24 protein-coding genes are annotated in these 22,168 nt (G+C 65.4%); 7 read left to right on the forward strand and 17 right to left on the reverse strand.

Translation table 11 applies throughout. From position 1 onward, the window contains the following. Positions 1 to 177 precede the first annotated feature (177 nt). Positions 178 to 1,362 (reverse strand): DUF2125 domain-containing protein, encoded by a 1,185-nt coding sequence (locus tag IVA80_RS22925; RefSeq protein ID WP_247435610.1) that lies wholly within the window; start codon positions 1,360 to 1,362, stop codon positions 178 to 180. A gap of 110 nt (positions 1,363 to 1,472) precedes the next feature. Here IVA80_RS22925 and IVA80_RS22930 point away from each other — a divergent pair, with 110 nt between their 5' ends. Then, a complete protein-coding gene (locus IVA80_RS22930) occupies positions 1,473 to 2,084 on the forward strand; it encodes a gamma-glutamylcyclotransferase (protein ID WP_247435613.1) in 612 nt (203 codons plus the stop codon). Here the strand turns inward: IVA80_RS22930 and IVA80_RS22935 are convergent. From IVA80_RS22935 to ftsE, 4 genes are all read right to left on the reverse strand, one after another. Beyond that, positions 2,081 to 2,854, reverse strand: coding sequence for a 1-acyl-sn-glycerol-3-phosphate acyltransferase (locus IVA80_RS22935; RefSeq protein WP_247435616.1), 774 nt, complete (start codon positions 2,852 to 2,854; stop codon positions 2,081 to 2,083). The genes IVA80_RS22930 and IVA80_RS22935 overlap by 4 nt on opposite strands. A gap of 11 nt (positions 2,855 to 2,865) precedes the next feature. Continuing rightward, complete coding sequence (locus IVA80_RS22940; protein WP_247435619.1) at positions 2,866 to 3,570, reverse strand: YdcF family protein; 705 nt, start codon at positions 3,568 to 3,570, stop codon at positions 2,866 to 2,868. 130 nt (positions 3,571 to 3,700) lie between these two features. Then, positions 3,701 to 4,669 carry an ABC transporter permease gene (locus IVA80_RS22945; protein ID WP_247435622.1) on the reverse strand — a complete coding sequence of 323 codons (969 nt, stop codon included), beginning with the start codon at positions 4,667 to 4,669 and terminating at the stop codon, positions 3,701 to 3,703. Further along, on the reverse strand, positions 4,662 to 5,321 hold the full coding sequence (ftsE, locus tag IVA80_RS22950) for a cell division ATP-binding protein FtsE (protein ID WP_247435624.1): 660 nt from the start codon (positions 5,319 to 5,321) through the stop codon (positions 4,662 to 4,664). The genes IVA80_RS22945 and ftsE overlap by 8 nt, the downstream gene beginning before the upstream one ends. Before the next feature lie 181 nt (positions 5,322 to 5,502). Between ftsE and IVA80_RS22955 the strand changes: the two genes are divergently transcribed. Then, positions 5,503 to 6,381 (forward strand): MJ0042-type zinc finger domain-containing protein, encoded by an 879-nt coding sequence (locus IVA80_RS22955; protein WP_247435627.1) that lies wholly within the window; start codon positions 5,503 to 5,505, stop codon positions 6,379 to 6,381. Between the two features lie 51 nt (positions 6,382 to 6,432). Then, the gene (locus IVA80_RS22960; protein WP_247435630.1) at positions 6,433 to 6,807 is read left to right on the forward strand and encodes a response regulator; all 375 of its coding nucleotides are present in this window, start codon (positions 6,433 to 6,435) and stop codon (positions 6,805 to 6,807) included. A 101-nt stretch (positions 6,808 to 6,908) separates the two neighbouring features. On the opposite strand, the gene IVA80_RS22965 is transcribed toward IVA80_RS22960, so the two are convergent. Both IVA80_RS22965 and IVA80_RS22970 read right to left on the reverse strand, forming a co-directional pair. After that, a complete protein-coding gene (locus IVA80_RS22965; RefSeq protein ID WP_247435633.1) occupies positions 6,909 to 7,829 on the reverse strand; it encodes a DUF4175 family protein in 921 nt (306 codons plus the stop codon). A 3-nt stretch (positions 7,830 to 7,832) separates the two neighbouring features. Next, positions 7,833 to 9,950 (reverse strand): TIGR02302 family protein, encoded by a 2,118-nt coding sequence (locus IVA80_RS22970; protein WP_247435637.1) that lies wholly within the window; start codon positions 9,948 to 9,950, stop codon positions 7,833 to 7,835. Between the two features lie 176 nt (positions 9,951 to 10,126). Here IVA80_RS22970 and IVA80_RS22975 point away from each other — a divergent pair, with 176 nt between their 5' ends. Then, positions 10,127 to 10,510 (forward strand): carboxymuconolactone decarboxylase family protein, encoded by a 384-nt coding sequence (locus IVA80_RS22975; RefSeq protein WP_211381234.1) that lies wholly within the window; start codon positions 10,127 to 10,129, stop codon positions 10,508 to 10,510. 270 nt (positions 10,511 to 10,780) lie between these two features. Next, entirely contained in the window at positions 10,781 to 11,671 is an 891-nt protein-coding gene (locus tag IVA80_RS22980; RefSeq protein WP_247435641.1) for an NAD(P)-dependent oxidoreductase, read from the forward strand. A gap of 101 nt (positions 11,672 to 11,772) precedes the next feature. On the opposite strand, the gene lysA is transcribed toward IVA80_RS22980, so the two are convergent. The 3 genes from lysA to argH form a co-directional block, all read right to left on the reverse strand. After that, positions 11,773 to 13,038 (reverse strand): diaminopimelate decarboxylase, encoded by a 1,266-nt coding sequence (gene lysA / locus IVA80_RS22985; protein ID WP_247435645.1) that lies wholly within the window; start codon positions 13,036 to 13,038, stop codon positions 11,773 to 11,775. A gap of 23 nt (positions 13,039 to 13,061) precedes the next feature. Then, positions 13,062 to 13,352: a lipoprotein gene (locus IVA80_RS22990; RefSeq protein ID WP_247435648.1), complete on the reverse strand. Its 291-nt coding sequence runs from the start codon at positions 13,350 to 13,352 to the stop codon at positions 13,062 to 13,064. A gap of 92 nt (positions 13,353 to 13,444) precedes the next feature. Beyond that, on the reverse strand, positions 13,445 to 14,842 hold the full coding sequence (argH, locus tag IVA80_RS22995; protein ID WP_247435652.1) for an argininosuccinate lyase: 1,398 nt from the start codon (positions 14,840 to 14,842) through the stop codon (positions 13,445 to 13,447). A 115-nt stretch (positions 14,843 to 14,957) separates the two neighbouring features. On the opposite strand from argH, the gene IVA80_RS23000 reads away from it, so the two are divergent. Next, positions 14,958 to 15,623, forward strand: coding sequence for a TlpA disulfide reductase family protein (locus tag IVA80_RS23000; RefSeq protein ID WP_247435655.1), 666 nt, complete (start codon positions 14,958 to 14,960; stop codon positions 15,621 to 15,623). A 10-nt stretch (positions 15,624 to 15,633) separates the two neighbouring features. Here IVA80_RS23000 and IVA80_RS23005 read toward each other — a convergent pair whose 3' ends face one another. The 6 genes from IVA80_RS23005 to IVA80_RS23030 form a co-directional block, all read right to left on the reverse strand. After that, positions 15,634 to 15,828, reverse strand: coding sequence for a hypothetical protein (locus tag IVA80_RS23005; protein WP_247435658.1), 195 nt, complete (start codon positions 15,826 to 15,828; stop codon positions 15,634 to 15,636). A gap of 207 nt (positions 15,829 to 16,035) precedes the next feature. Beyond that, complete coding sequence (locus IVA80_RS23010; RefSeq protein ID WP_247435661.1) at positions 16,036 to 16,917, reverse strand: 3-hydroxybutyryl-CoA dehydrogenase; 882 nt, start codon at positions 16,915 to 16,917, stop codon at positions 16,036 to 16,038. A 207-nt stretch (positions 16,918 to 17,124) separates the two neighbouring features. Beyond that, on the reverse strand, positions 17,125 to 18,069 hold the full coding sequence (locus tag IVA80_RS23015) for an FAD-binding protein (RefSeq protein WP_247435664.1): 945 nt from the start codon (positions 18,067 to 18,069) through the stop codon (positions 17,125 to 17,127). Then, a complete protein-coding gene (locus IVA80_RS23020; RefSeq protein ID WP_247435667.1) occupies positions 18,069 to 18,818 on the reverse strand; it encodes an electron transfer flavoprotein subunit beta/FixA family protein in 750 nt (249 codons plus the stop codon). Before IVA80_RS23020 ends, IVA80_RS23015 begins: the two co-directional genes overlap by 1 nt. A gap of 124 nt (positions 18,819 to 18,942) precedes the next feature. Continuing rightward, positions 18,943 to 19,515, reverse strand: a complete 573-nt coding sequence (locus IVA80_RS23025) for a cob(I)yrinic acid a,c-diamide adenosyltransferase (RefSeq protein ID WP_247435671.1) — start codon at positions 19,513 to 19,515, stop codon at positions 18,943 to 18,945. A 67-nt stretch (positions 19,516 to 19,582) separates the two neighbouring features. Beyond that, entirely contained in the window at positions 19,583 to 19,777 is a 195-nt protein-coding gene (locus tag IVA80_RS23030; RefSeq protein ID WP_194391311.1) for a twin transmembrane helix small protein, read from the reverse strand. Between the two features lie 253 nt (positions 19,778 to 20,030). Here IVA80_RS23030 and IVA80_RS23035 point away from each other — a divergent pair, with 253 nt between their 5' ends. Continuing rightward, the gene (locus IVA80_RS23035; protein ID WP_247435674.1) at positions 20,031 to 20,924 is read left to right on the forward strand and encodes a YihY/virulence factor BrkB family protein; all 894 of its coding nucleotides are present in this window, start codon (positions 20,031 to 20,033) and stop codon (positions 20,922 to 20,924) included. On the opposite strand, the gene IVA80_RS23040 is transcribed toward IVA80_RS23035, so the two are convergent. Further along, positions 20,851 to 22,140 carry an ATP-binding protein gene (locus IVA80_RS23040; protein WP_247435677.1) on the reverse strand — a complete coding sequence of 430 codons (1,290 nt, stop codon included), beginning with the start codon at positions 22,138 to 22,140 and terminating at the stop codon, positions 20,851 to 20,853. The genes IVA80_RS23035 and IVA80_RS23040 overlap by 74 nt on opposite strands. Positions 22,141 to 22,168 lie beyond the last annotated feature (28 nt).

A 22,168-nucleotide genomic window follows, 5' to 3' on the forward strand; every position in this document is an offset into this window, starting at 1 on the left:
GACGACCATCGCGTTGATCCCGTACAGAAGCAGGTTCCCGGCAAGCGGATGACGCAAAAAGGGATTGACTAACCAAGGCCCGTTACAGAAGCCCGGATGGAGCGCAAGCGAAATCCGGGATCTCTTTCAGCGTGGTTTGCCCCGGATTGCGATTCGCTCCATCCGGGCTACGGGATATCAATACAGCGGCGGGATCTGGCCGACCTTGACCGGGCCGAGCAGCACGGCGCCGTCGACGAATTTCAGCGGGAAGCTGCGGGCCTTCTTGCCTTCCAGCGTGCTCTCGGTGCCGATCGAATTGATGCCGGCCGCAACACCGGCATTGGCGTTCTGTTTGATGACCTTGCCGAGGCCGGGAACGGCGCGGTCGAGCGCGCCGAAGAGGTTATTGAGATCCTGCGACTTCACGCCGGGGGCAACGCGGTCAAGCGTCGCCTGCGGCACGCCCTCCTCCAGCATCTTCTCGATGCCGAGCGCCGGGATCACGCGCTCAAGGCCCGTGACGGTCATCTGCAATTCGCCGTCGAGCCGGCCATTGGCCGAGAGCCCGAGCGTGCCGGCCGCAACCGCGATCATCTCGCCCTGCTGGATGCGCGACTGCACGATCTCGATGTGACCGCCGGCGGCCTGGATCTCGCGGAAGCGCTGCGGCCAGGGTTTTGGCGTGATGTCGGAGAGGCCCGTGATTTTTGCGCGCGTGTCCGCCTCGAACGGCTCGGCCAGCAGCGGATGAACGCCCTGGATGCTGCCCTGCGCGATGTGGAGCACAGTCTCGATCACGGGATGATCCGGCGACGACCCATCCGCGAGGCGACCGTGCAACTCGATCTGCTTGGCGCGCGCCAGCGGCATCTGCACGCTGCCGTCGAGACGATTGACGGTGGGATCGTCGAACACGATGGAGGCGCGGTCCGGCACCGCCGGCAGGCCGGCGACGCTGCTGCGGCCCTTGCTCCAGTTCACCACGAAGGTGTTTTGCGTGACGCCGTCGGTGAGCGTCGCCGGCGCGGAGAATTCGGCGATGACGCGCTTGGGATCGTAGACCTGGGCGAGGACCAGGATGTTGTCGAGCCTGGCCGTGAACGGCGTCTTGCTGGCGTTCTGCGACACCAGGGCGACGCTGGCGCCGGAACACTGGACCTCGAAGCGGAACGGGAAGCCCGCGATCGAGCGCTTGGCGCAATCGTAGATGCGGCCGGACTTGGCCTCCTGCGCGCGCCACGCGTCTGCGGCGACTTCGGCTTGCGACGCGGCATAGAACCAGAAGCCGCTCCACGCGACGGCGAGGATCAGGAGGATAACGGGTGCGATGAAAAGGCCCCAACGGGAGCGCCGGCCTGCGGCAACGGTCATATCGGACATGCGGCGACCCTTTGGCCCCAGATTTTGTCAAATGTAAGCGGCGTTGGCCTCCGACGAAAGGCGGAGAATTCGCTTCGCTTGGGGGCGCGGTTCTGATAGCCGTGCCCGAAATGTCGGAAATCACCCTCCCCTCCGTCGCGGCAGCCAAGGGCGACCTCTGGGTGTTCGGCTACGGCTCGCTAATGTGGCGGCCGGGCTTCGAATTCGAGGAACGGGTCCCGGCGCGGCTGGTCGGCGAGCATCGCGCGCTCTGCGTCTATTCGTTCGTGCACCGCGGCACGCCGGAGAAGCCCGGCCTGGTGCTCGGGCTCGACCGCGGCGGCGCCTGCCGCGGCATTGCTTTCCGCATCGTCGAGAAGGACCGCGCCGACGTCGTCGCCTATTTGCGGGCGCGCGAGCAGGTCACTTCGGTCTATCGCGAGGTGATGCGCTCGGTGTGGCTGGAGAACGATGCCCGGCAGCGCGTCTCCGCGCTCGCCTACGTCGTCGACCGCGGCCATGTGCAATATGCCGGCCGGCTGTCGCTCGCCGACCAGCACCGTCATGTCGTCCACGGCCACGGCCAGTCCGGCGCCAACCGCGATTACGTGACCGCGACGGTGAAGGCGATCGAGGCCGAAGGCTTTCGCGACGCGCAGTTGCATCAGCTTGCGGCGATGCTGCATGATGATGGGCATTCCCTGCACGCGCCGGCTCCCGCAGAAGATCGAGAGAACCGCTAACTCTCCGACGGCGCATAACTCGGAGCCGAGCCGATGAGCTGCTCCTGCTCTTTCCGGCCCGCTTCGACGAGGCGGCCGGTCGCGTCTTCGATGGCGGTTTGCACGCGAGAGAGAAACTCGTCCTTCGGCAGGCCTTGCGGCAGCGGATCGAGGAATTCCACCACGAGCGTACCGGGATAGCGCATGAAGGTGCGGCGCGGCCAGAACAGGCCGGAATTGAGCGCGATCGGCAGGCACGGCACACCGCAGGACGAATAGATCTGCGCAAAGCCGGTCTTGTAGTCGGGCGCAGCGCCGGGCGCCCGGCGCGTACCTTCCGGGAAGATCACGAGCTGCCCGCCTGCGCGCACCGCCGCGCGCGCCCGCCGCGTCATGTCCAACAGCGCCTTCACGCCGGCCTTGCGGTCGATCGCGATCATTCCGGTCTTGACCAGGAATTGGCCGAAGACCGGGATCTGCATGAGCTGACGCTTGAGGATGAAGATCGGGTGGTTGAAGAACCCCGGCAACACGAACGTCTCCCAGAACGACTGGTGCTTCGCCACGATCACCAGCGGTCCTGCCGGGATCTTCTCGACGCCGCGGAATTCGACCTTGATGTTGCAGACTACGCGCATCAGGAACAGCGTCGCCTTCGCCCACCCTTGCGCGACCGTCATCATGGCGCGCGGCGGCAATGCGAAAGTCGGCAGCGCCACGATCGCGAGGCACACCAGCACGGCGTAGAACAGCACGTTGAACAGGAGCGAGCGCAGGAAGATCAAAGGCATCGACGATCCGATCAATTGGCCTGTGCCGTGGCGGGCCGCTTCGGCGCCAGGCTTGGAGGCTGCTCCGACATCTCGGGCGAAAGGTCAATGCCGAGATCCTCCAGCCGCACCCTGAACTCGGCGACGATGTACTTGACGTATTCGGACAAAAGCAGCCGCAAGGTGGAGGCCGAGGTCCACCACGGCTCCTCACGCCATTTGTCGCCGACCACCACGAACGGGATCAGCGTCGCCTCCGGCATCGCATGCGAGAACTCCACCAGCGCCCGCGGCATGTGATAGTTCGAGGTGACCACGATCAGCGATCTGAAGCCGCGCTCCTGCGCCCAGCGCCGCGCTTCCGCCGCGTTGCCGCGGGTCGAGACCGCGGTGCGGTCGAGATCGACACAGCAACGCATGAAGGCCTGGTTCTCCGGCAGGGTCCGGGAGATGTCGCTCGCCGTCGAAGTCGGGTGCACACCCGAGATCAGCAGCCGCCTGCCGTAGCCGGCAGCCAACAACTCCATTGCGTCCGGCACCCGCGAGGAGCCGCCGGTCAGGACTACGATGCCGTCCGCCTTGCGATCCGGCGCGATCTCGGCGCCGCGCAGTTGCGACAGGAACGCGATGAAGCCCGCCGCCGCGCCGAGGAAGGCGAGCGCGACCGTCGACACCACGGCCGCGCGCAGCCAGCCGCGCGGCAATTTCGGCGATCGATCTTTGGTCGGCGAGGTCATATGATGTCGGTGATCCCTTCCCCGGATGATTTTAGGACGTTTTGAGGCGAAGTGGAGTCCGGTTTATTGGGCGCATCCGCTGGACAACAGAGCGTCCGCGGCGATCGTCTCACCCAATTTCATCAAGCACTCAATCAACATCGTTCAACGTCGCGAACAGCGTCTGGCGCGAGGCGGCCGCGGTGATGGCGCCGATCAGCACCGCCTGCACCGCGAGCACGATGTAGCCCGACGGCCGCAGCGAGAAGGTGCCGAGCAAAGCGGCAAACTGATCGCCGACGGGCGTACCGGAAAACCAGCCGGCGATCGACTCGGAGAAGCCGAACACCAGCATGGCGGCGCCGCCGCCGATCACGCCGCCCTCCAAGCCCAGCCTGAGGAAGTGACGCAGAAAGCGGTTGGCGATGTAACGGTCGCCGGCGCCGACGAAATGCAGCACCTCGACGATCGGGCGGTTCGCCGCCATGGCGCCGCGGGTCGCGAACGAGACCGAGATGATGGTCGCGATGATGACGAGTGCAAGGATGCCGAGGCCGGCGAGCACGGTGGCGTTGGTCATCGAGCGCATCCGCTCGATCCAGGCGCGGTGATCGTCGACGCTGGCGCTTGGAGCGGCCTGGGTCACACGCGCGCGCAAGGCGCCGAGATCGAGCGGCGTGCCGGGCTGCACGCGCGCGATGATCATGCGCGGCACCGGTAAATCGTCCATCGACAGGCCGGTGCCGAGCCAGGGCTCGAGCAGCTTGCCGCTCTCGGCCCTGGTGAACGGCTTGACCTCGACGATGCCGGCTTGGGCGCGCATGGCCTCCGTCACCGCCGCGGTGTCGCGATCGAGATCGCGGCCGGTCTGGGGACGGACCTGGATGGTGATTTCGCTTGCAACGTCCGACTGCCATTCCGCGGCGGAGGCGCTGACGAGCAGCACCGCGCCTGTGGTCATCGAGGCGAGGAAGGTCATGATGGCGACTACAGCAACCAGCGCGCGGCCGTGGATCGAGGCGCGCGGCACGATCGGCGACATGTTGCGCGCCCTGGCCGGAAGCGGCGGCCCCTCCTGTCCGAGATCGACCAATACGCCGCGCTCGTCGGGCCTACTCATAGACGTGCAGCCGTCCCTGATGCAGCACGAAGCGGCGCGCCTCGTACTGGTCCATCAGTCCGATGTCGTGGGTCGCGATGATGACGGCGGTGCCTGATTTGTTGAGCTCGATGAACAGCCGCAGCAGCCTTCGCCCGAGCGTCGGATCGACGCTGCCGGTCGGCTCGTCCGCGAGCAGGAGCTGCGGTCGCGAGATCACGGCCCGCGCAATCGCCGCGCGTTGCTTCTCGCCGCCGGACAGGATCGGCGGCAGCGCGTCCATGCGGTCACCGAGGCCGACCCAGCGCAACAGGTCGATGACCTCCTTGCGGTAGCTCGATTCGCTGCGGCCCATGACGCGGAACGGCAGCGCGACGTTCTCATAGGTCGTCATGTGGTCGAGCAGCCGGAAGTCCTGGAGCACGATGCCGATACGCTTGCGCAAATCCGCGATCTCGTCCTTGCCGAGCTGCGAGATGTCGTGGCCGAACAGATTGACGAGGCCGCGCGTCGGCCGATGCGACAGGAACAACAGACGCAGCAGCGAGGTCTTGCCGGCGCCGGACGGGCCGGTGAGGAACTGGAAGGAATGCGCCGGGATCTGGAAGCTGAGGTCGCGCAGAATCTCCGGCCCCAGACCGTAACGCAATCCGACATTTTCGAACCGAACCAAGCTCAGCTCCGTTCGAGAGGGGGCGCGGGCCGCACTGCTGCACTCCGCCATACGCGATCAACGGGATTTGCGGCCGTTATGGTTTCCGGTTCGTTAACGGTCGCCCTGTAGCATCCAAGGTGCCCGGTTCGCCGTGACCGGGGCATCGTCAAGACTCGTCCGTGCATCAAGGCTCGTGTCCATGCATATCGTCTGCCCCCATTGTACGACATCCTACGCCATCAAGCCTGCAAGCTTGGGGGCAAACGGACGGACGGTCCGCTGCTCCCGCTGCAAGCAGACGTGGGTCGCCTATGCCGAGGATGCCACCGAGGAGGCATCCGTCCCGGCCATGGCCGCCGCCAGCCAGACCGACGACCAGTCCGACCTCGCCGAGCAGTGGAACTCCTACGCCAGGGACGACGGCGCCGCCGATACGCCTGTTGTCGACAGCCCCTCGATCGCCAGCGACTGGCCGGCCGAGGACGCCACGGAGACCGAGGACGAATGGTCAGCGGCGGCCCAGGCCGCCGAGGATGACGTCGTCGGCGCGCAGCACCAGTCCTGGTTCCAGGGGCTTTTCCCGCGCCGCGGCGCGCGGGTGAGCCGCCCGGTCGCTAGTACGGCTCCTCGAAAATCCTATTTCGGCCTGCCGACCGTCTGCGCCGCCATGGGCGCACTGGTGCTGGCGCTGGTGATCTGGCGCGGCGACATGGTCCGGCTGCTGCCGCAGACGGCGGCTTTCTACAAGATGGTCGGCTTTGAGGTTAATTTGCGCGGGCTGGCGTTCAAGGACGTCAAGCTCTCCAGCGAGACCGTCGACGGTAAGCAGGTGCTGGTGATCGAGGGCGTGATCGTGGGCCAAAGCAAGAAGCCGCTCGATATCCCGCGGCTGCGCTTTGCGGTGCGCGACGCGCAGGGAGCGGAAATCTACGCCTGGAATACCGTGCTGGAGCAGACGGTGCTGCAGCCGGGTGAGCGCGCCCTCTTCCGCTCGCGACTGGCCTCGCCGCCACCGGAGGGCCGCAATATCGACGTTCGCTTCTTTAACCGGCGCGACATTGCCGGCGGCAGCGTGTAATCGGTCCCGCACGGGGAGGTTGGTCCCAAGGTTGGTCCCAAGATTGGTCTCATGCCGAAAATCCTGATCGCCGACGACGAGGATTCGATGCGCCAGCTGGTGGCGCGGGCCATCGCCATGGACGGCCACGAGACCGTCACCGCGCAGGACGGCGCCGAGGCGCTGGAAATCCTGACCCGCCAGGACGGCGCGTTCGATCTCTTGCTCACCGACATCCAGATGCCGGTGATGGACGGAATCGCGCTGGCGCTCGCCGCCGCGCGCGATTTCCCTGACCTGACCATTCTCTTGATGACCGGCTTTGCCGACCAGCGCGAACGCGCCTCGAACTTGAATGCGCTGGTGCATGACGTCGTGACCAAGCCGTTCTCGGTCGCCGACATCCGTACGGCGGTCGCGGACGCGCTAGCAGCGAAGAAGGCGTAGCGGCGCGGCCAGAGTTTGTCGCGCTTGCAGCCGCGTGAGCGTTGCAACATGCGGGGACAGTCGTCCCGGACCTCGCTTTGCTCATCCAGGCTACGACGGCCTCAAAAATCCTTCAGCAGACGTTCGAGATAATCCAGCTCGATCTGCGGACGCGCGGGATCGCTCAGGCGGCGGCGGAGCTCTTCGAGGATGCGGCGCGCGCGCTGGGCATCGATCTCGCCGGGAATCTTGACCGTATAGTCGTCGCTGTACTCCTTGCCGCGGAGCGGCCGGCCCAACGGGTCGGTCCGTTCGCCGCCGCTCTGCTGGCGGCCGACAGCCTGACCGGGGCCGTCGCCATCGCCGGGATCCTGGCCTTCGCCGTTCTGCTCGCCGCCAAGCGCGTCAGCCAGATCCTGCATGCCCTTGCGCAGGGCATCGATGGCCTTGCCCTGCGACGCCGTTGCACCGTCGGCATCGCCCTCGCCGATCTGATTGCCGGCATCTCCCATGGCGTTCTCGGCGGTGTCGAAGCCGTCGTCGCCATCCTGATCACCGTCCTGACCCTGCTGACCCTGCTGACCCTGCTGACCCGGTTGGCCTTGTTGGCCTTGTTGGCCCTGCTGCTTCTGCCCGCGCTGGCCCTTCTGGCTATCCTGCTGGAGCCCCATCTCGGCGAGCTTCTTCTTGAGGGCCTCAAGCCTCTTCTTCAACTGCTCCTGCCGGCCCTGAGTATCCTGCGACCCTTCGCGCGACGCCGAGGGATCGTTCGGGTCGGGATAGAGATATTTCTCCATGTCCCGGATAGCCCTGGACTGCTGGCCGATGCTCTCGTCCGAGTTCTTGTCCTTCAGGCTGTCGGCGGATTGCTTCATCGACCGCTCGGCGCTGTCGAGCAGTGCATCCAGGCTCTTTTGGTCGGCGCGCAACGACTGCGCCAGGCAGATCGAAGCCGTGGAACAAGATAGCGCAAGCACGAGACAAGCCGTGGCGAGCCTTCCGCGCGCGACCTTCCCGTTCTGCCAGATTGAGGTGTAGTTCATGAGCTACCTCGCTCCCTGGGATTCACGCCAGGTCCTGAGCTCTTCGCGCAAGGCGTTCTGCTGCCTCGCCAGGTCCTCCAGCTGATCGCTGGTGGCGCCGCGCGTCTTCTGCCGCAGTTCCCTCGATTTGCGCAGGATCTCTGCGACCTTGGGCGGCAGAGGCTTGGTACGTTGACCGCGTTTGGAGTCCTTGCTCTGCCGGTCGGTTTCGTCCCGAAGCGCGTTCTGCTCCCGGAGCAGATCGTTCAGCTCGCGCGCAATCTCGTCCATTTCTTTTTGCTCGGCGCTGGGCGGCCCCGGAGGATTTTCCAGCGCACGCGCCAGGCGATCCAGCTCGCGCGCGGCCGCTTCGCGATTGCCGCGCTGGATCAGCCGTTCGATGCGTTTCATCTGGTCGTCGAGGCCGATCGCCGGTCGCGCCAGCGGATTGCTGCGCATCTGCTGGGCGTACTGGCGCATGTAATTGTCCAGCGCGGTCCGCAGATTGTCCATGAGCTTCTTGAGCTCTTCGTCGCTGGCGCCACGCTGAAGCGCCTGCTTGAGTGCGTCCTGCGCCGCGCGCAGTGCCTTGGCGACGTCGCTGGTATTGCCGTCCTCGATCGTCACCGCGAGCGCCCACAGGCTGGCCACGACGTCGCGCAGGGAATCGTCGGTGCGCGCCGCCTCGAGCTGGCGTGCGACAATGTGCAGGCCGAGATACTGCCCGGCCTCCGGCGTGAACATCTCGGGCGCGATCATCAGCGCGTCGAGCGCGGCATAGACCTCGGAATTCTTGTTGGCGTCGAGCGCGAGGATCCGGCGCTGCTCGATCAGCGCGCGGGCGAGCGGCTTGGTGAACAGCCGGCCCGGCAAGCGCATGTTGAAGGGTTCGCTCTTCGCCTCGTTGCCGGCTTCGTCCTTGGCGGTGAGCATCAGCGTGACGTCCGCGCCGGAATAGGGGTCTTCGCTGAGGTCCTTCACCGTCTGGCCGACGCCGTTGCGGGTCCGCGCATTGGGGAGCGTCAGCGCGAATTGCGGCGGCTGGAACAGCGGCCGCGCGGCCTTGCCGTCGGCGTCCTTGGTTCCGTCCTTGTCATCGGCTGCGCGCGGAACGAATTGCGCCGCGGCGCCGGTGACGCCGTAATCGTCCTCGATCTTGTAGGAGAGCTGCAGCGCGCCATAGGCCTGACGCTCGGGATCCTTGGCGAGCGCGATCGTCGGCGCGCGGTCCGGCGTCGCCGTGAAAGCCCATTGCGGCTGGCCCGAGGGCGCGCGGACATGCGCGCTGCCGTCGCCCGCGATGGTGAAATGCTTCTCGTTGGTGCCCTTCGGCGCAGCCTCGGTGGGCGCGACCTCCTTGAGGCCGCCGGAGGTGGCCACATCGAGGCTGCCACCGGAGGAGCGCACGATCAGGGTCGAGCCGGCCGGAACTGCGAGTGGGCCGCTGGCGGGCAGCGCCGCGGCCTCCTTGTTGGCGGCCGACAGGATGACCGGCGGCTTGCCGGTGTAGAGCGGCGGGGTAACCCAGGCATCGACGCGGACGTTGGTGGGCGCCAGCACGCCATTCCAGTCGAACGCGGCGCCGAGCCGCATCGCGCGCTCGTCGCCGGCGGCGAAGAAGGTCGCAACCAGCATCACCATGACCAGCGCGCGCAGCGCCCAGGGATCATGCAGAACGAGGCGCGGATGCGGCAAACCGGCACGGATGCGCTTGAGCGAAGCCAGCGTGCGCTCGCGCTGCGCCTGCCACAGCGCCAGCGCGACCGGGTCTCGCGAGCTCAGCGTGTCCGTCAGCGTCGTCGCGGGGCGGTGGCGGATACCGGAGCCACGGTCGAGCCGGCTCAGAGCCTCGTCGCGACCCGGCCAGCGGAAACGAATCAGCGGGACCAGAGCGGCGATTGCGATGCCGGCAAAAACCACGAGACCGATGGCACGGACGATGGATGGCAGTGCCAGCCACAGGCCGGCCCACGACACCACCAGGAACAGGCCGACGACGGTCAGCACCCGCGCCAGATGCGGCCAGGCACGTTCCCACGCGATGGCATAAACGGCCCGATCGAGGGCCTGCGCCAGCTTCAGCCGCGACAGAGCGTCGCCATCGCGGATCGGGTCTGACGGGTCGGGGGTGACGCCGTTCAATCAACTCTCCAGGTTGCCCGGTAGAGAAGCCTACCACAACGGCAGCACTGAGGCATCCGTTCCTGTACGGGAGATACCCCTTTTCCCGCATAACACGAGGACGTGACTGGTCCGCCGCAACCCCGTAATTTCCGCGCGCCATCCAAGGGAAACGCAAGGGAAATAAAGGGAACGCCATGGACAAGAAGATGCACGACAAGGGACTGGAAGTTCGCAAAGCGGTGCTGGGCGAGGCCTATGTCAACAACGCCCTCAAGAGCGTCGATGATTTCAACCGTCCGTTCCAGGAGATGCTCAACGAATATTGCTGGGGCACGGTGTGGGGCCGCGAGGAGCTGCCGCGCAAGACCCGCAGCATGCTCAACATCGCAATGATCGCGATCCTCAACCGCCAGCACGAATTCCGCGCGCATCTGAAGGGCGCGCTCACCAACGGCGTCACCCGCGACGAGATCCGAGAGATCCTGATGCAGGTCGCGATCTATGGCGGCATGCCCGCCGCGGTCGACAGTTTTCGCATCGCGCGCGAGGTGTTCGCGGAGATCGATGGCAAGGCATGAGGGCGCATCAATCTCCGCTGTCGTCCCGGACAGCGGAGCGCTAGGCAGCGCGCAGCGCTGTCGAATAGCGAAGCGCAGATCCGGACCCATACCCACAGGACGGTGTGGTTACGGGGACTCGGGGTTGCCCTTTCAAGCCGCGACTCCTCCCTGGGGTTATGGGTCCCGGATCGGCGCGCGCTTTCGGCGCGCTTGTCCGGGACGACACCGCCGATGGAGCGCACGCCTTCGTCCACAATGAGAGCAAAATAACAAACACAAGGAAACACCATGGACATCGGATTTATCGGCCTTGGAAACATGGGTTTCCCGATGGCACGGCGGCTGATCGAGGCGGGTCACAAGCTCACCGTGTTCGACACGCGCAAGGAGGTCGTCGACACTCTGGTGGCGCGCGGCGCCACCGCTGCAACATCGCCGAAGGACGTCGCCGACCAGGTCGAGACGGTGATGGCAAGCCTGCCGTCGCTGCAGGCCTCGCTCGAGGTTGCAACCGGCGCCAATGGCGTGATCGAGGGGAGCCGCGTAAAACGCTTCATCGACCTGTCGACCGTCGGTTCGCAGATGGCTTCGAAGATTCACGGCCTTTTGGCAAAACGCAACATCGTGCAGATCGATTGCCCCGTCTCCGGCGGCGTCGGCGGCGCCGAGAAGGGCACGCTGGCGGTGATGGTCTCAGGGCCGAAGGCGGAGTTCGAGCTGCTCAAGCCCGCGCTCGACGTGATCGGAAAAGTGTTCTTCATCGGCGAGAAACCGGGCGCGGCGCAGACCATGAAGCTCGCCAACAATTTCCTCTCGGCAACCGCGATGGTGGCGACGTCGGAAGCCGTCGTGATGGGCGTGAAAGCCGGGCTCGATCCGGCCGTGATGATCGACGTCATCAATGCCGGCTCCGGCATGAACACCGCGAGTCGCGACAAGTTTCCGCGCGCGGTGCTGCCGCGCAGCTTCGATTTCGGCTTCGCCACGGGATTGATGGTGAAGGACGTGCGGCTGGCTCTGGAGGAGATGAAGCAGCTCGGCCTGTCGATGGAGGTCGCGGACGCGGTCGGGCGCCTGTGGGAGACGGTGATCAGCGCGGAAGGCGCCGATTCCGATTTCACCGCAGCCATCAAGCCGATCGAGAAGAAGGCGGGGGTGGTGGTTGGCGGGAAGGAATAACGACGATCCTGTAGCCCGAGATGGAGCGCAGCGTTGTCCAGGATCATCGAGGCTTGACGCGAACCCGGATTACGCTTCGCTCCATCCAGTCTACGGTCGACTCACAGCCACGGCGCCGGCGTGTCCATCGCGATCAGCTGCTCGACCTCGATGCGCGGGCGCACCACGGCATATTGATCGCCCTTCACCAGCACCTCGGGCACCAGCGGCCGCGTGTTGTAAGTGCCGGCCTGCACCGCGCCATAGGCGCCGGCGGTCATGATCGCGAGGAGATCGCCGGGCTTGGGCGTCGGCAGCGTGCGGTCGAGCGCGAGATAGTCGCCGGTCTCGCAGACCGGGCCGACGACGTCGGCCATGATCGTGGCGGCGCGCTTGGCCGGCTGCGTCACCGCCAAAACGTCATGATGGGCCTCATACAATGTGGGGCGGATCAGGTCGTTCATGGCGGCGTCGATGATGACGAAATTCTTGCCGTCGCCGTGCTTCACATAGATCACCTTGGCGACCAGGATGCCGGCATTGCCGACGATCATGCGGCCGGGCTCGAATATCAGCGTGCAGCCGAGATTGTGGCTGACGCGCTTGACCATGGCGGCATAGGCGTCGGGCGCCGGCGGTGCCTCGCGGTCCATGTAATAGGGAATGCCGAGGCCGCCGCCGAAATCGACATGCGAGATGTTGTGGCCGTCGGCGCGCAACGTCTGCACGAATTCGGAGAGGATGCGGAACGCGGTCTCCATCTTGGAGAGATCGGTGATCTGGCTGCCGATATGCACGTCGGTGCCGGTCACCTCGATGCCCGGAAGTTTTGCGGCGCGCGCATAGACCTCGCGGGCATGGGCGATCGGAATACCGAACTTGTTCTCGGACCTGCCGGTCGAGATTTTGGCGTGCGTGCCGGCATCGACATCGGGATTGACGCGGATGGAAATGCGCGCGGTCTTGCCCATCTCGGTCGCGAGGCGCGACAGCAGCTCCAGTTCGGGCTCGGATTCGACGTTGAGGCAGAGGATGTCCGCAGCAAGTGCTGCGCGCAGCTCGGCTTCGGTCTTGCCGACGCCGGAGAACAGGATCTTGCTGGCGGGAATGCCGGCGGCCAGCGCACGCTTCAATTCGCCGCCGGAGACCACGTCGGCGCCGGCCCCGAGCTTGGCCAGCGTGCGCAGCACCGACTGGTTGGAGTTCGCCTTCATGGCGTAGCAGACCAGCACCTTCTCGCCGGCGAAGGCATCGGCAAAGACACGATAGTGCCGCTCGAGCGTCGCAGTCGAATAGCAATAGAACGGCGTGCCGATGGTTGCGGCCAGCTCGGACAGGTTCACGGCCTCGGCGTGCAGCACGCCGTTGCGGTAGTCGAAATGGTTCATGGCGTTGGCTCGGTTGCCCCAGCCTATCGGCTGGGTCTTTCGTCCAGGAGCGGGTCGAGGATAAACGGTTTCTTCTTGCCCTTGGTCGCGGCAGGCCCCGTGTCCGCCCCATAGGTGGGATTGAACACGCTCGGCGTCCTCTGGGCTTCGGTCTCGGTGTCGGTCGGCGCAGCCCCGTTGGCCGTTGACGCGTTGGAGGCGGTCGGCGGCAAATCCAGCGGGCCCTTGCGGCCGCAGCCGGCAAGCGCGAGCGCCGTCAGGCTCAAGACAATGATGGCCCACCCCGAACCGGCCGGGCGAAACTTTGACGTCACGACGAAATCCCCACTACGCGGGCGCACCATACAGAGGTTGGCGCGCTCTGGCGAGAGCCGGATGACCATGAAACATAAGCGAAATTTTGCCCTCAGCCCAATTTTTGCTCTTTTTCCAGCCGCTTCGCCCAGGCCTTGGCCTGGCTCGCCACGTTCTTCGGCGCAGTGCCGCCAAAACTGGTTCGGCTCTTCACCGAGGATTCGACCGAGAGCACGCCGAGTACGTCCTTGGTAATCTTCGGCTCGATGGCCTGCATCTCCTTGAGCGGCAGCTCGTGCAGCGCGACGCCGCCCTCGGCGGCCTTGGCGACGATGCGGCCGGTGACGTGGTGAGCCTCGCGGAACGGCATCTTCAGGGTCCGCACCAGCCAGTCGGCGAGATCGGTCGCGGTGGCATAGCCTTCGCCGGCAGCAAGCCTCATCCTGGCCTCGTCAGGCACGAGATCGCGGACCATGCCGGTCATCGCGCGGATCGCCAGCGACAGCGCGGCAAAGCCCTCCATCGCACCCTGCTTGTCCTCTTGCATGTCCTTTTGATAGGCGAGCGGCAGGCCCTTCATCACGATCAGGAGACCGTTGAGCGCACCGATGACGCGGCCGGTCTTGGCGCGCACGAGCTCGGCGGCATCCGGGTTGCGCTTCTGCGGCATGATCGAGGATCCCGTCGTGAACTTGTCGCTGAGGCGGATGAGGCCGACCAGCGGCGAGGTCCAGATCACGATCTCCTCGGCAAAGCGCGACATGTGCACGGCGCAGATCGAGGCCGCCGACAGCGTCTCCAGCACGAAATCGCGGTCGGACACCGCATCGAGCGAATTTGCCATGGGGCGGTCAAAGCCGAGCGCCTTCGCGGTGGCGTGGCGGTCGATCGGGAACGAGGTGCCGGCGAGCGCGGCCGCACCGAGCGGAGATTCATTGAGCCGCTTGCGTGCATCCTGGAAACGGCCACGATCGCGCGCGGCCATCTCGACATAGGCGAGCAGGTGGTGGCCGAAGGTCACGGGCTGTGCAGTCTGCAAATGCGTAAAGCCCGGCATCACGGTGCCGGCATGCTCCAGCGCGCGCTCCACCAGCGCCTGCTGGAACGCGGCGAGCGCGGCGTCGGTCTCATCGAGAATGTCACGGACATAGAGACGAAAATCCGTCGCGACCTGGTCGTTGCGCGAGCGCGCGGTGTGCAGGCGGCCGGCGGCCGGGCCGATCAGCTCGGACAGGCGGCTCTCGACGTTCATATGGATATCTTCGAGCGCGCGCTTGAATTCGAAGCCGCCCTTGCCGATCTCTGACAAAATCGTGTCTAGACCCTTGCCGATATTTTTCGCATCAGAACCCGTGATGATGCCCTGCGCGGCAAGCATCGCGGCGTGCGCCTTGGACGCGGCAATGTCCTGGGCAAAGAGGTGACGATCGACGTCGATGGAGACGTTGATCTCTTCCATGATCTCATCGGGACGTTCCGAGAACCGGCCGCCCCACATCTTGTTGCTCATGATCCCCTGCTCACGCCTTGCCTGTCGCTGCGACCCGTGCCGCGCGTTTGCCGACTGCTGCCAGCCGTATTAAGAGGCCCCTGATAGCCATATCTGCGACCGGATGACAAACGATATGCTCGACAAGACGCCCTCCGCCACGCGCCGGATCCCCCTCGTCGTCGCCACGGTGGCGATCGGGGGGCTGGCCGGCTTCGCCGCGCTGTACGGGCTGGGCCTGGGCCGGGCGCCATCCGGCGATCCGGCGTGCCGGGCGGCAGTGGCAACGGCGCAGAAGATCGCCCCGCTCGCCCATGGCGAGATGGCCGCCCTGACCATGGCGAGCGCGCCGCTGAAACTGCCCGACCTCGCCTTCGAGGACGCCGACGGCAAGCCGAAGAAGCTGTCCGATTTCCGCGGCAAGACCCTGCTGGTAAATCTCTGGGCCACCTGGTGCGTGCCTTGCCGCAAGGAAATGCCGGCGCTGGACGAGCTCCAGGGCAAGCTTTCGGGCCCCGATTTCGAGGTGGTGGCGATCAACATCGACACCCGCGACGCCGAGAAGCCCAAGACGTTCCTGAAAGAGGCCAATCTGACCCGGCTCGGCTATTTCAACGACGAGAAAGCCAAGGTTTTCCAGGATCTTAAGGCGATAGGCCGAGCCTTGGGCATGCCGACTTCGATATTGGTCGACCCGCAGGGCTGTGAGATCGCGACGATCGCGGGGCCGGCGGAATGGGCCAGCGAGGACGCGCTCAAGCTGATCCGGGCGGCGACGGGCAAGGCCGCCGCGTCGCTGTAGGCGATATCTCTTAAGCCGTGATGTTGAGGTTGCCGCCGACGCCGGCCCCGACATTGGCGAGCGAGGCCTGACCGGCGCCGAGCAGCGTCAGCACGGTGGATTTCTCCGCGTCCGCGTTCTGCTTCATCAGCGTTGCCGCGATATTCGACTGCAGCGCGCCTTGCTGAGCGGCCAGCATGGTGCTGACCATCGCCATCATGTCCATTACGCGAACCCCTGGTACTGGTCGGACATTAGGGGCGATGGGTTAACGGGAGGTGGAGATTTCGGACGGTCTCGTGGCCTGGACACAGTCCGACACGAAGGGCCGTAGAGTGGGCAAAGCGCAGCGTGCCACAAATCAGCATCGCGATTGCCGAGGCATGGTGGGCACGGCGCTGTGCGCCTTTGCCCACGCTACGGCACCGCTGCCTTACCGCGTCGGAACCGGCTTGGCGCCGCGGTAGTCGTAGAAGCCGCGCTGGGTCTTGCGGCCGAGCCAGCCGGCCTCGACGTATTTCACCAGCAATGGGCACGGACGGTATTTGGAGTCGGCCAGGCCCTCGTGCAACACCTGCATGATCGACAGGCAGGTATCGAGGCCGATGAAATCGGCGAGCTCGAGCGGGCCCATCGGATGATGTGCGCCGAGCTTCATGGCCGCGTCGATCGCCTCGACGTTGCCGACGCCTTCGTACAGCGTGTAGATCGCCTCGTTGATCATCGGCAGCAGGATGCGGTTGACGATGAAGGCCGGGAAATCCTCGGAGACCGCGACCTGCTTGCCGAGCTTGGCGACGAATTCCTTCGATGCCTCGAAGGTCGAATCGTCGGTGGCAATGCCGCGGATCAGTTCGACCAGCTCCATCAGCGGCACCGGATTCATGAAATGAATGCCGATGAAGCGCTCGGGCCGGTCGGTGGCAGCGGCAAGCCGCGTGATCGAGATCGAGGAGGTGTCGGAGGCGACGATCGCCTCCGGCTTCAGCACCGCGCAGAGCTCGTGGAAGATCTTGCGCTTGACCTCTTCCTTCTCGACCGCGGTCTCGATCACAAGGTCGCAGTCGGCGAGATCGTCGAGCTTTTCGGCAAGCTTGATGCGCGCCATCGCCGTGGTCTTGTCGTCCTCGCTGACGGCCTTTTTGGAGACCTGGCGCGCCAGATTGCCGTTGATGGTGGCCATGCCTGATTTCAGGCGGTCGGCCGAGATGTCGTTGAGCACCACGTCGAAGCCGGCCAGGGCCGCAACATGCGCGATGCCACTGCCCATTTGACCCGCGCCGATCACGCCGACCTTCTTGATTACTGCCGCCATATTGTCATCCACCGGAACGGCGCGCACGTCGCGCCCTGCCAATCCCCTTGAGCCGGGGCCGATTTAACCAGAAGCCTGATTTAATCAGAACCTTGGCTCGAAACCTAGATTGGATCGCTTCGAAGGCGTGCCCCACGCCAAAGAAAGCGCCTCAAAAAAGAAACACCGGCCGGAGTTTATAGCTCCGGCCGGTGTTTTTAGCGCGTTTTACTTGCCGAGCTTGCCGAGTTCGGCCGTCAGCTCCGGAACCGCCTGGTAGAGATCGGCGACCAGCCCGTAATCGGCGACCTGGAAGATCGGCGCGTCCTCGTCCTTGTTGATCGCGACGATCACCTTGGAGTCCTTCATGCCGGCCAGATGCTGGATCGCGCCGGAAATGCCCACGGCCACATAGAGCTCGGGGGCCACGACCTTGCCGGTCTGGCCGACCTGCCAGTCGTTCGGTGCGTAGCCGGCGTCCACCGCCGCGCGCGAGGCACCGACACCGGCGCCGAGCTTGTCGGCAAGCGGCTCGATGTACTTGGCGAAGTTCTCGCGGCTCTGCATGGCGCGGCCGCCGGATACGATGATCTTGGCCGAGGTCAGCTCGGGACGGTCGCTCTTGGCGACTTCCTCGCCGACGAAGGACGACAGGCCGGGATCGGCCGCAGCCGCGACGCTCTCGATCGATGCGCTGCCGCCTTCACCTGCTGCGGCGAAGGTGGAGGTACGCACCGTGATGACCTTCTTGGCATCCTTGGACTTCACCGTCTGGATCGCGTTGCCGGCATAGATCGGACGCTCATAGGTGTCGGGCGCGATCACCTTGGTGATCTCCGAGACCTGCATGACGTCGAGCAATGCCGCGACGCGTGGCATCACGTTCTTGAAGCGCGAGGTCGCGGGCGCGACGATCGCATCATAGGACGGCGCCAGCGAGACGATCAGCGCGGCCAGAGGTTCGGCGAGATCATGCGCGTAGAGCGCGCCGTCGGCGAGCAGCACCTTCTTCGCGCCTGCGAGCTTGGCGGCGGCGTCCGCCGCGGCCTTGGCGTTCTCTCCGGCGACCAGCACCTCGACGTCCGCGCCGAGCGCGGCAGCCGCGGTCAGGGCCTTGTTGGTCGCATCCTTCAGCGACGCATTGTCGTGTTCGGCAATCAGAAGCGTCGTCATCAGAGCACCCCGGCTTCGTTCTTGAGTTTCGAGACCAGCTCGGCGACGTCCTTGACCTTGACGCCCGCCTTGCGGCCCGCCGGCTCGGTGGTCTTGAGAACCTCGAGACGCGCGGTGACGTCGACGCCGTAATCGGCGACGGTCTTGTCCGCGATCGGCTTCTTCTTGGCCTTCATGATGTTGGGTAGCGAGGCATAGCGCGGCTCGTTGAGACGGAGATCGGTGGTGACGATCGCCGGTCCCTTCAGCTTGACGGTCTGCAAGCCGCCGTCGACTTCGCGGGTGACCTTGAAATCGGAGCCTTCGACCTCGAGCTTCGAGGCAAACGTCGCCTGCGACCAGCCGAGCAGCGCGGCCAGCATCTGACCGGTCTGATTGCTGTCGTCGTCGATCGCCTGCTTGCCGAGAATGATCAGGCCGGGCTGTTCTTCGTCGGCGATCTTCTTGAGAATCTTCGCGACAGCGAGCGGCTCGACGGTGCCCTCGGCCTTCACCAGGATGCCGCGATCGGCGCCCATGGCGAGACCGGTGCGGATCGTCTCCGACGCCTGCGCCGGTCCGATGGAAACCACCACGACTTCGGTGGCCTTGCCCGCTTCCTTCAGGCGCAACGCTTCCTCGACCGCGATTTCGTCGAACGGGTTCATGGACATTTTGACGTTGGCGAGTTCAACGCCCGATCCATCGCTCTTGACGCGGACCTTGACATTGTAATCGACCACCCGCTTTACCGGCACCAAGACCTTCATCGATCCTCTTTCACTCAATCTGGGAGGGGGTTATCAGCTGGCGCGGAACCTAAAGGCCTGATCCGGCCCGGTCAACGCGCGTGGGGCCTAATTTTAGCGTCCAGAATTGCGCTGCTCCAATGGGTCAGTGATTCTGGCCCGGAACCCAGAGCACGTCGCCGGCGCCGTTATGGTTGGCGGCTCGGCTGGCGACGAACAGGAAGTCCGACAGGCGGTTCATATACTGGATGCCAGCAGCGCCCACGGGCTCGTCAGGCCGCGCCGCCAGTTCCACCATCACGCGTTCCGCCCTGCGGCAAATCGTACGGGCAACGTGGAGGTAGGCGGCGGCCGGCGTGCCACCCGGCAGCACAAAGGAGGTGAGCGGCGCCAGCTTGTCATTGAGCGCGTCGATGTCGCGCTCGAGCCGCTCGACCTGGCTTGCCACCACCCGCAGCCGCTCGGCCTTGCCTTCACGCTCGGGCACTGCGAGGTCCGCGCCGAGGTCGAACAAATCATTCTGGATGCGGCCGAGCATCGCGTCGAACTCGGACATATCGTGGGTATGAAGCCTGACCACACCGATTGCGGCATTGGTCTCGTCCACGGTGCCATAGGCCGCGATGCGCAGATCGTATTTCGGACGGCGCTCGCCAGTTCCGAGCGCTGTCGTGCCGTCGTCGCCAGTCTTCGTATAGATGCGGTTGAGCACGACCATGATAGACTCCTTGATCTTAGGGCATGATCTTGTCGGAAAACCGCTTCGCACTTTTCCGGATCATGCCCTAGCGCCCCATCGCCCAGACCGCGAGCATTGCGATGACGATCGCCACGAACTGAAGCAGCACGCGCCAGCGCATCAGCTTCTGCGAGGTGTTGGGCGAGCCGCCGCGCATCATGTTGATGAGGCCGAGCAGCAGCACCAACGCTACGGCGCCGGCCGCCGCCGGCAGAATGAAAGTACTCAAGAGAGATGCCATTGGGGGTAGATAACACCGAGTTCGCGGCTCCGCCATCTCCTACCCCGTCATTCCGGGCTCGCGCCACCGGGTCGCCCTTTGCGCGGTCCCGTCCCATCGCCCTGGAAATGACGACTTGCTCAGAGGTCCGAGGCGATCTGGCTTTTAAGCGAGTAATATCAGAAGCTGCCTGGATGATTGCTGATTTGCATCCATCGCCGGCCTTCATCGCCTCTCCCGGCTTGCGGAGAGAGGAAGCAATCCGGGGCACGCTGTGAAGGCAATCCGCTACATCTACATCGTCGCGATGGATGCGTTCTACACATTCCTCGCCGACGACGGCTGGGCGATCGCGAGCCACATCGCGCTGTCGACGCTGATGGCGCTGTTCCCGTTCCTGATCGTGCTGACCTCGCTTGCCGGCTTCTTCGGCTCCAAGGAACTTGCCGATCAGGCCGCCAGCCTGATGCTCCAGATCTGGCCCAAGCAGGTCGCCGATTCGATCTCAGGCGAGGTCCACGACGTGCTGACCACCACCCGCACCGGCCTATTCACCATCGGCGCGGTGCTGTCGGTCTATTTCGCCTCCAACGGCGTCGAGGCGCTCCGGGTCGCGCTCAACCGCGCCTACGCGGTGGTGGAGATGCGGCCCTGGTACTGGCTGCGGCTGGAATCGATCGCCTACACGTTGATTGCGGCCTTCACTGCGCTCGCCATGGCGTTCCTGATCGTGCTCGGACCGCTCTTCATCGAGGCGGCGCGGCGCCACATCCCGCTGTTTGTCGAGTCCAACGAGAGCATCCTCACCTGGCTGCGCTACGGCATCACCGTGGGTGCGCTGGTGGTGGCGCTGATCATCCTGCACGCCTGGCTGCCGGCGGGGCGGCGCGGCTTCCTCCAGATCCTGCCCGGCATCGTCTTTACCATCGTGGCGTCGCTGATCTCGGGCATCGTGTTCGGCCAATATCTGGCGCGCTTCGCCAACAACTACGTCACGATGTATGCGGGGCTCGCCTCGGTGATCATCGCGCTGGTGTTCCTGTATTTCATCGCCGCGATCTTCGTCTACGGCGGCGAACTCAACGCCGCGATCATCAAGTCGCGGCTTCCTCACGGCGTGTCGCTTCAAGCAGCGCAGTCGCTAAATCCCGCGGGGACACAGGCTTGACCAGGAAGGCGTCGGCGCCGGCCTCGCGCGAGGCCGCTTCGTCCTCGCCACGGCCGGAAACGCCGATGATGGGGATCTGAGCCAGCGGCGCCGGCATGGTGCGGATCCGCCTGATGGCCTCGACGCCGTCGATGCCAGGCAGCACCATGTCCATCAGCACCGCGTCGAACGCGCCCTGCGCGAGCCGGGTCACCGCGTCCTCACCGCGCCCGATGAACTCGGCATGATGGCCGAGCTCGGTCAGGATGGTGTTGAGCACGACGCGGCCGAACGGGTTGTCCTCGACGCTGAGCACGCGGAGCGCGGCCATCGCATCCGCCTCCGTTTCGCCCTTCGGCTTGCGGGACTTGCGCGATCCGGTCGCGTCGAGCGACATGGTCAATGTGAAGGTGGCGCCGCCGCCTGGCCGCGGTGCGACCGCGATGTCGCCACCCATCGCGCGCGCAAGCTGCTTCACCGAGGAGAGCCCGAGGCCGGCGCCGCCGAAACGCGAGGCGATGGTGACATTGGCTTGGGTGAAGGGGCGGAACAGCCGCTTGATCTCGGCCATGGTCAGGCCGATGCCGCTGTCGGACACCGCGAAGGCGACGCCGACCCTGCCCTTGCCCTTTTCCTTGGCCTTGCCTTTCTTGGCGTTGTCTTTGTCCTTGCCTTTGGGGGGACGCCAGGGCGCGACCGCGAGCGCCACGCCGCCCTGTTCGGTGAATTTGACGGCATTGTCGATCAGGTTTTCGAGCGCGGCGCGCAGGCGGACGGGATCACCCACCACCAGACCGGGGAGTTTGTTGGAGATCTCGACCTGGGCCTGGAGGCCCTTGGCCGCGGCGCGTCCGGCGAGCGAATCGCCGGCGCTGCGGGCCAGCGCCCGCAGGTCGAACAAATCCTGCCGCAGCGTGCTTCCGCCCTTCCCTGACCTGGCAGCGTCCACGAACAGGGTGGCGAGGCTTGCAAGGTGTTCGGCACCGGCCTTGATGGTGTCGGCCCAGCGCCGCTCCCGCTCGCCGAGATCGGAGGTGGCGAGCAGGTCGCTGATCGCGAGAATGCCGGTCAAGGGGGTGCGGACCTCATGGGCAAAGGCGGCGAGCGCGGCCTGGACCACGTCCGGCGCGAGGACCTTGGCAGTGCGCTTTGGCAACCGGCCGGCCGCCCCGGACTGCTTCCGAGGCGGTCGCCTGGACGTCCGCGTCGTGCGCGCTGGGTGCGTTTTCGCCGCCATAAATCCCCTTCGAAGTGTCCCCCTTCGA

It is taken from the genome of Bradyrhizobium sp. 139 (assembly GCF_023074175.1).
Taxonomy (GTDB): domain Bacteria; phylum Pseudomonadota; class Alphaproteobacteria; order Rhizobiales; family Xanthobacteraceae; genus Bradyrhizobium.

Coding starts and splice junctions, on each gene's coding strand:
- IVA80_RS22940 (WP_247435619.1), bottom strand. CDS start 3,570: ATGACCTCGCCGACCAAAGATCGATCGCCGAAATTGCCGCGCGGCTGG.
- IVA80_RS23040 (WP_247435677.1), bottom strand. CDS start 22,140: ATGGCGGCGAAAACGCACCCAGCGCGCACGACGCGGACGTCCAGGCGA.
- IVA80_RS22935 (WP_247435616.1), bottom strand. CDS start 2,854: ATGCCTTTGATCTTCCTGCGCTCGCTCCTGTTCAACGTGCTGTTCTAC.
- IVA80_RS22960 (WP_247435630.1), top strand. CDS start 6,433: ATGCCGAAAATCCTGATCGCCGACGACGAGGATTCGATGCGCCAGCTG.
- IVA80_RS22930 (WP_247435613.1), top strand. CDS start 1,473: ATGTCGGAAATCACCCTCCCCTCCGTCGCGGCAGCCAAGGGCGACCTC.
- IVA80_RS22925 (WP_247435610.1), bottom strand. CDS start 1,362: ATGTCCGATATGACCGTTGCCGCAGGCCGGCGCTCCCGTTGGGGCCTT.
- IVA80_RS22965 (WP_247435633.1), bottom strand. CDS start 7,829: ATGAACTACACCTCAATCTGGCAGAACGGGAAGGTCGCGCGCGGAAGG.
- IVA80_RS23010 (WP_247435661.1), bottom strand. CDS start 16,917: ATGGCGGCAGTAATCAAGAAGGTCGGCGTGATCGGCGCGGGTCAAATG.
- IVA80_RS23005 (WP_247435658.1), bottom strand. CDS start 15,828: ATGGACATGATGGCGATGGTCAGCACCATGCTGGCCGCTCAGCAAGGC.
- IVA80_RS22980 (WP_247435641.1), top strand. CDS start 10,781: ATGGACATCGGATTTATCGGCCTTGGAAACATGGGTTTCCCGATGGCA.
- IVA80_RS23015 (WP_247435664.1), bottom strand. CDS start 18,069: ATGACGACGCTTCTGATTGCCGAACACGACAATGCGTCGCTGAAGGAT.
- lysA (WP_247435645.1), bottom strand. CDS start 13,038: ATGAACCATTTCGACTACCGCAACGGCGTGCTGCACGCCGAGGCCGTG.
- IVA80_RS23020 (WP_247435667.1), bottom strand. CDS start 18,818: ATGAAGGTCTTGGTGCCGGTAAAGCGGGTGGTCGATTACAATGTCAAG.
- IVA80_RS23025 (WP_247435671.1), bottom strand. CDS start 19,515: ATGGTCGTGCTCAACCGCATCTATACGAAGACTGGCGACGACGGCACG.
- IVA80_RS22975 (WP_211381234.1), top strand. CDS start 10,127: ATGGACAAGAAGATGCACGACAAGGGACTGGAAGTTCGCAAAGCGGTG.
- IVA80_RS23030 (WP_194391311.1), bottom strand. CDS start 19,777: ATGGCATCTCTCTTGAGTACTTTCATTCTGCCGGCGGCGGCCGGCGCC.
- argH (WP_247435652.1), bottom strand. CDS start 14,842: ATGAGCAACAAGATGTGGGGCGGCCGGTTCTCGGAACGTCCCGATGAG.
- IVA80_RS23000 (WP_247435655.1), top strand. CDS start 14,958: ATGCTCGACAAGACGCCCTCCGCCACGCGCCGGATCCCCCTCGTCGTC.
- IVA80_RS22945 (WP_247435622.1), bottom strand. CDS start 4,669: ATGAGTAGGCCCGACGAGCGCGGCGTATTGGTCGATCTCGGACAGGAG.
- IVA80_RS22955 (WP_247435627.1), top strand. CDS start 5,503: ATGCATATCGTCTGCCCCCATTGTACGACATCCTACGCCATCAAGCCT.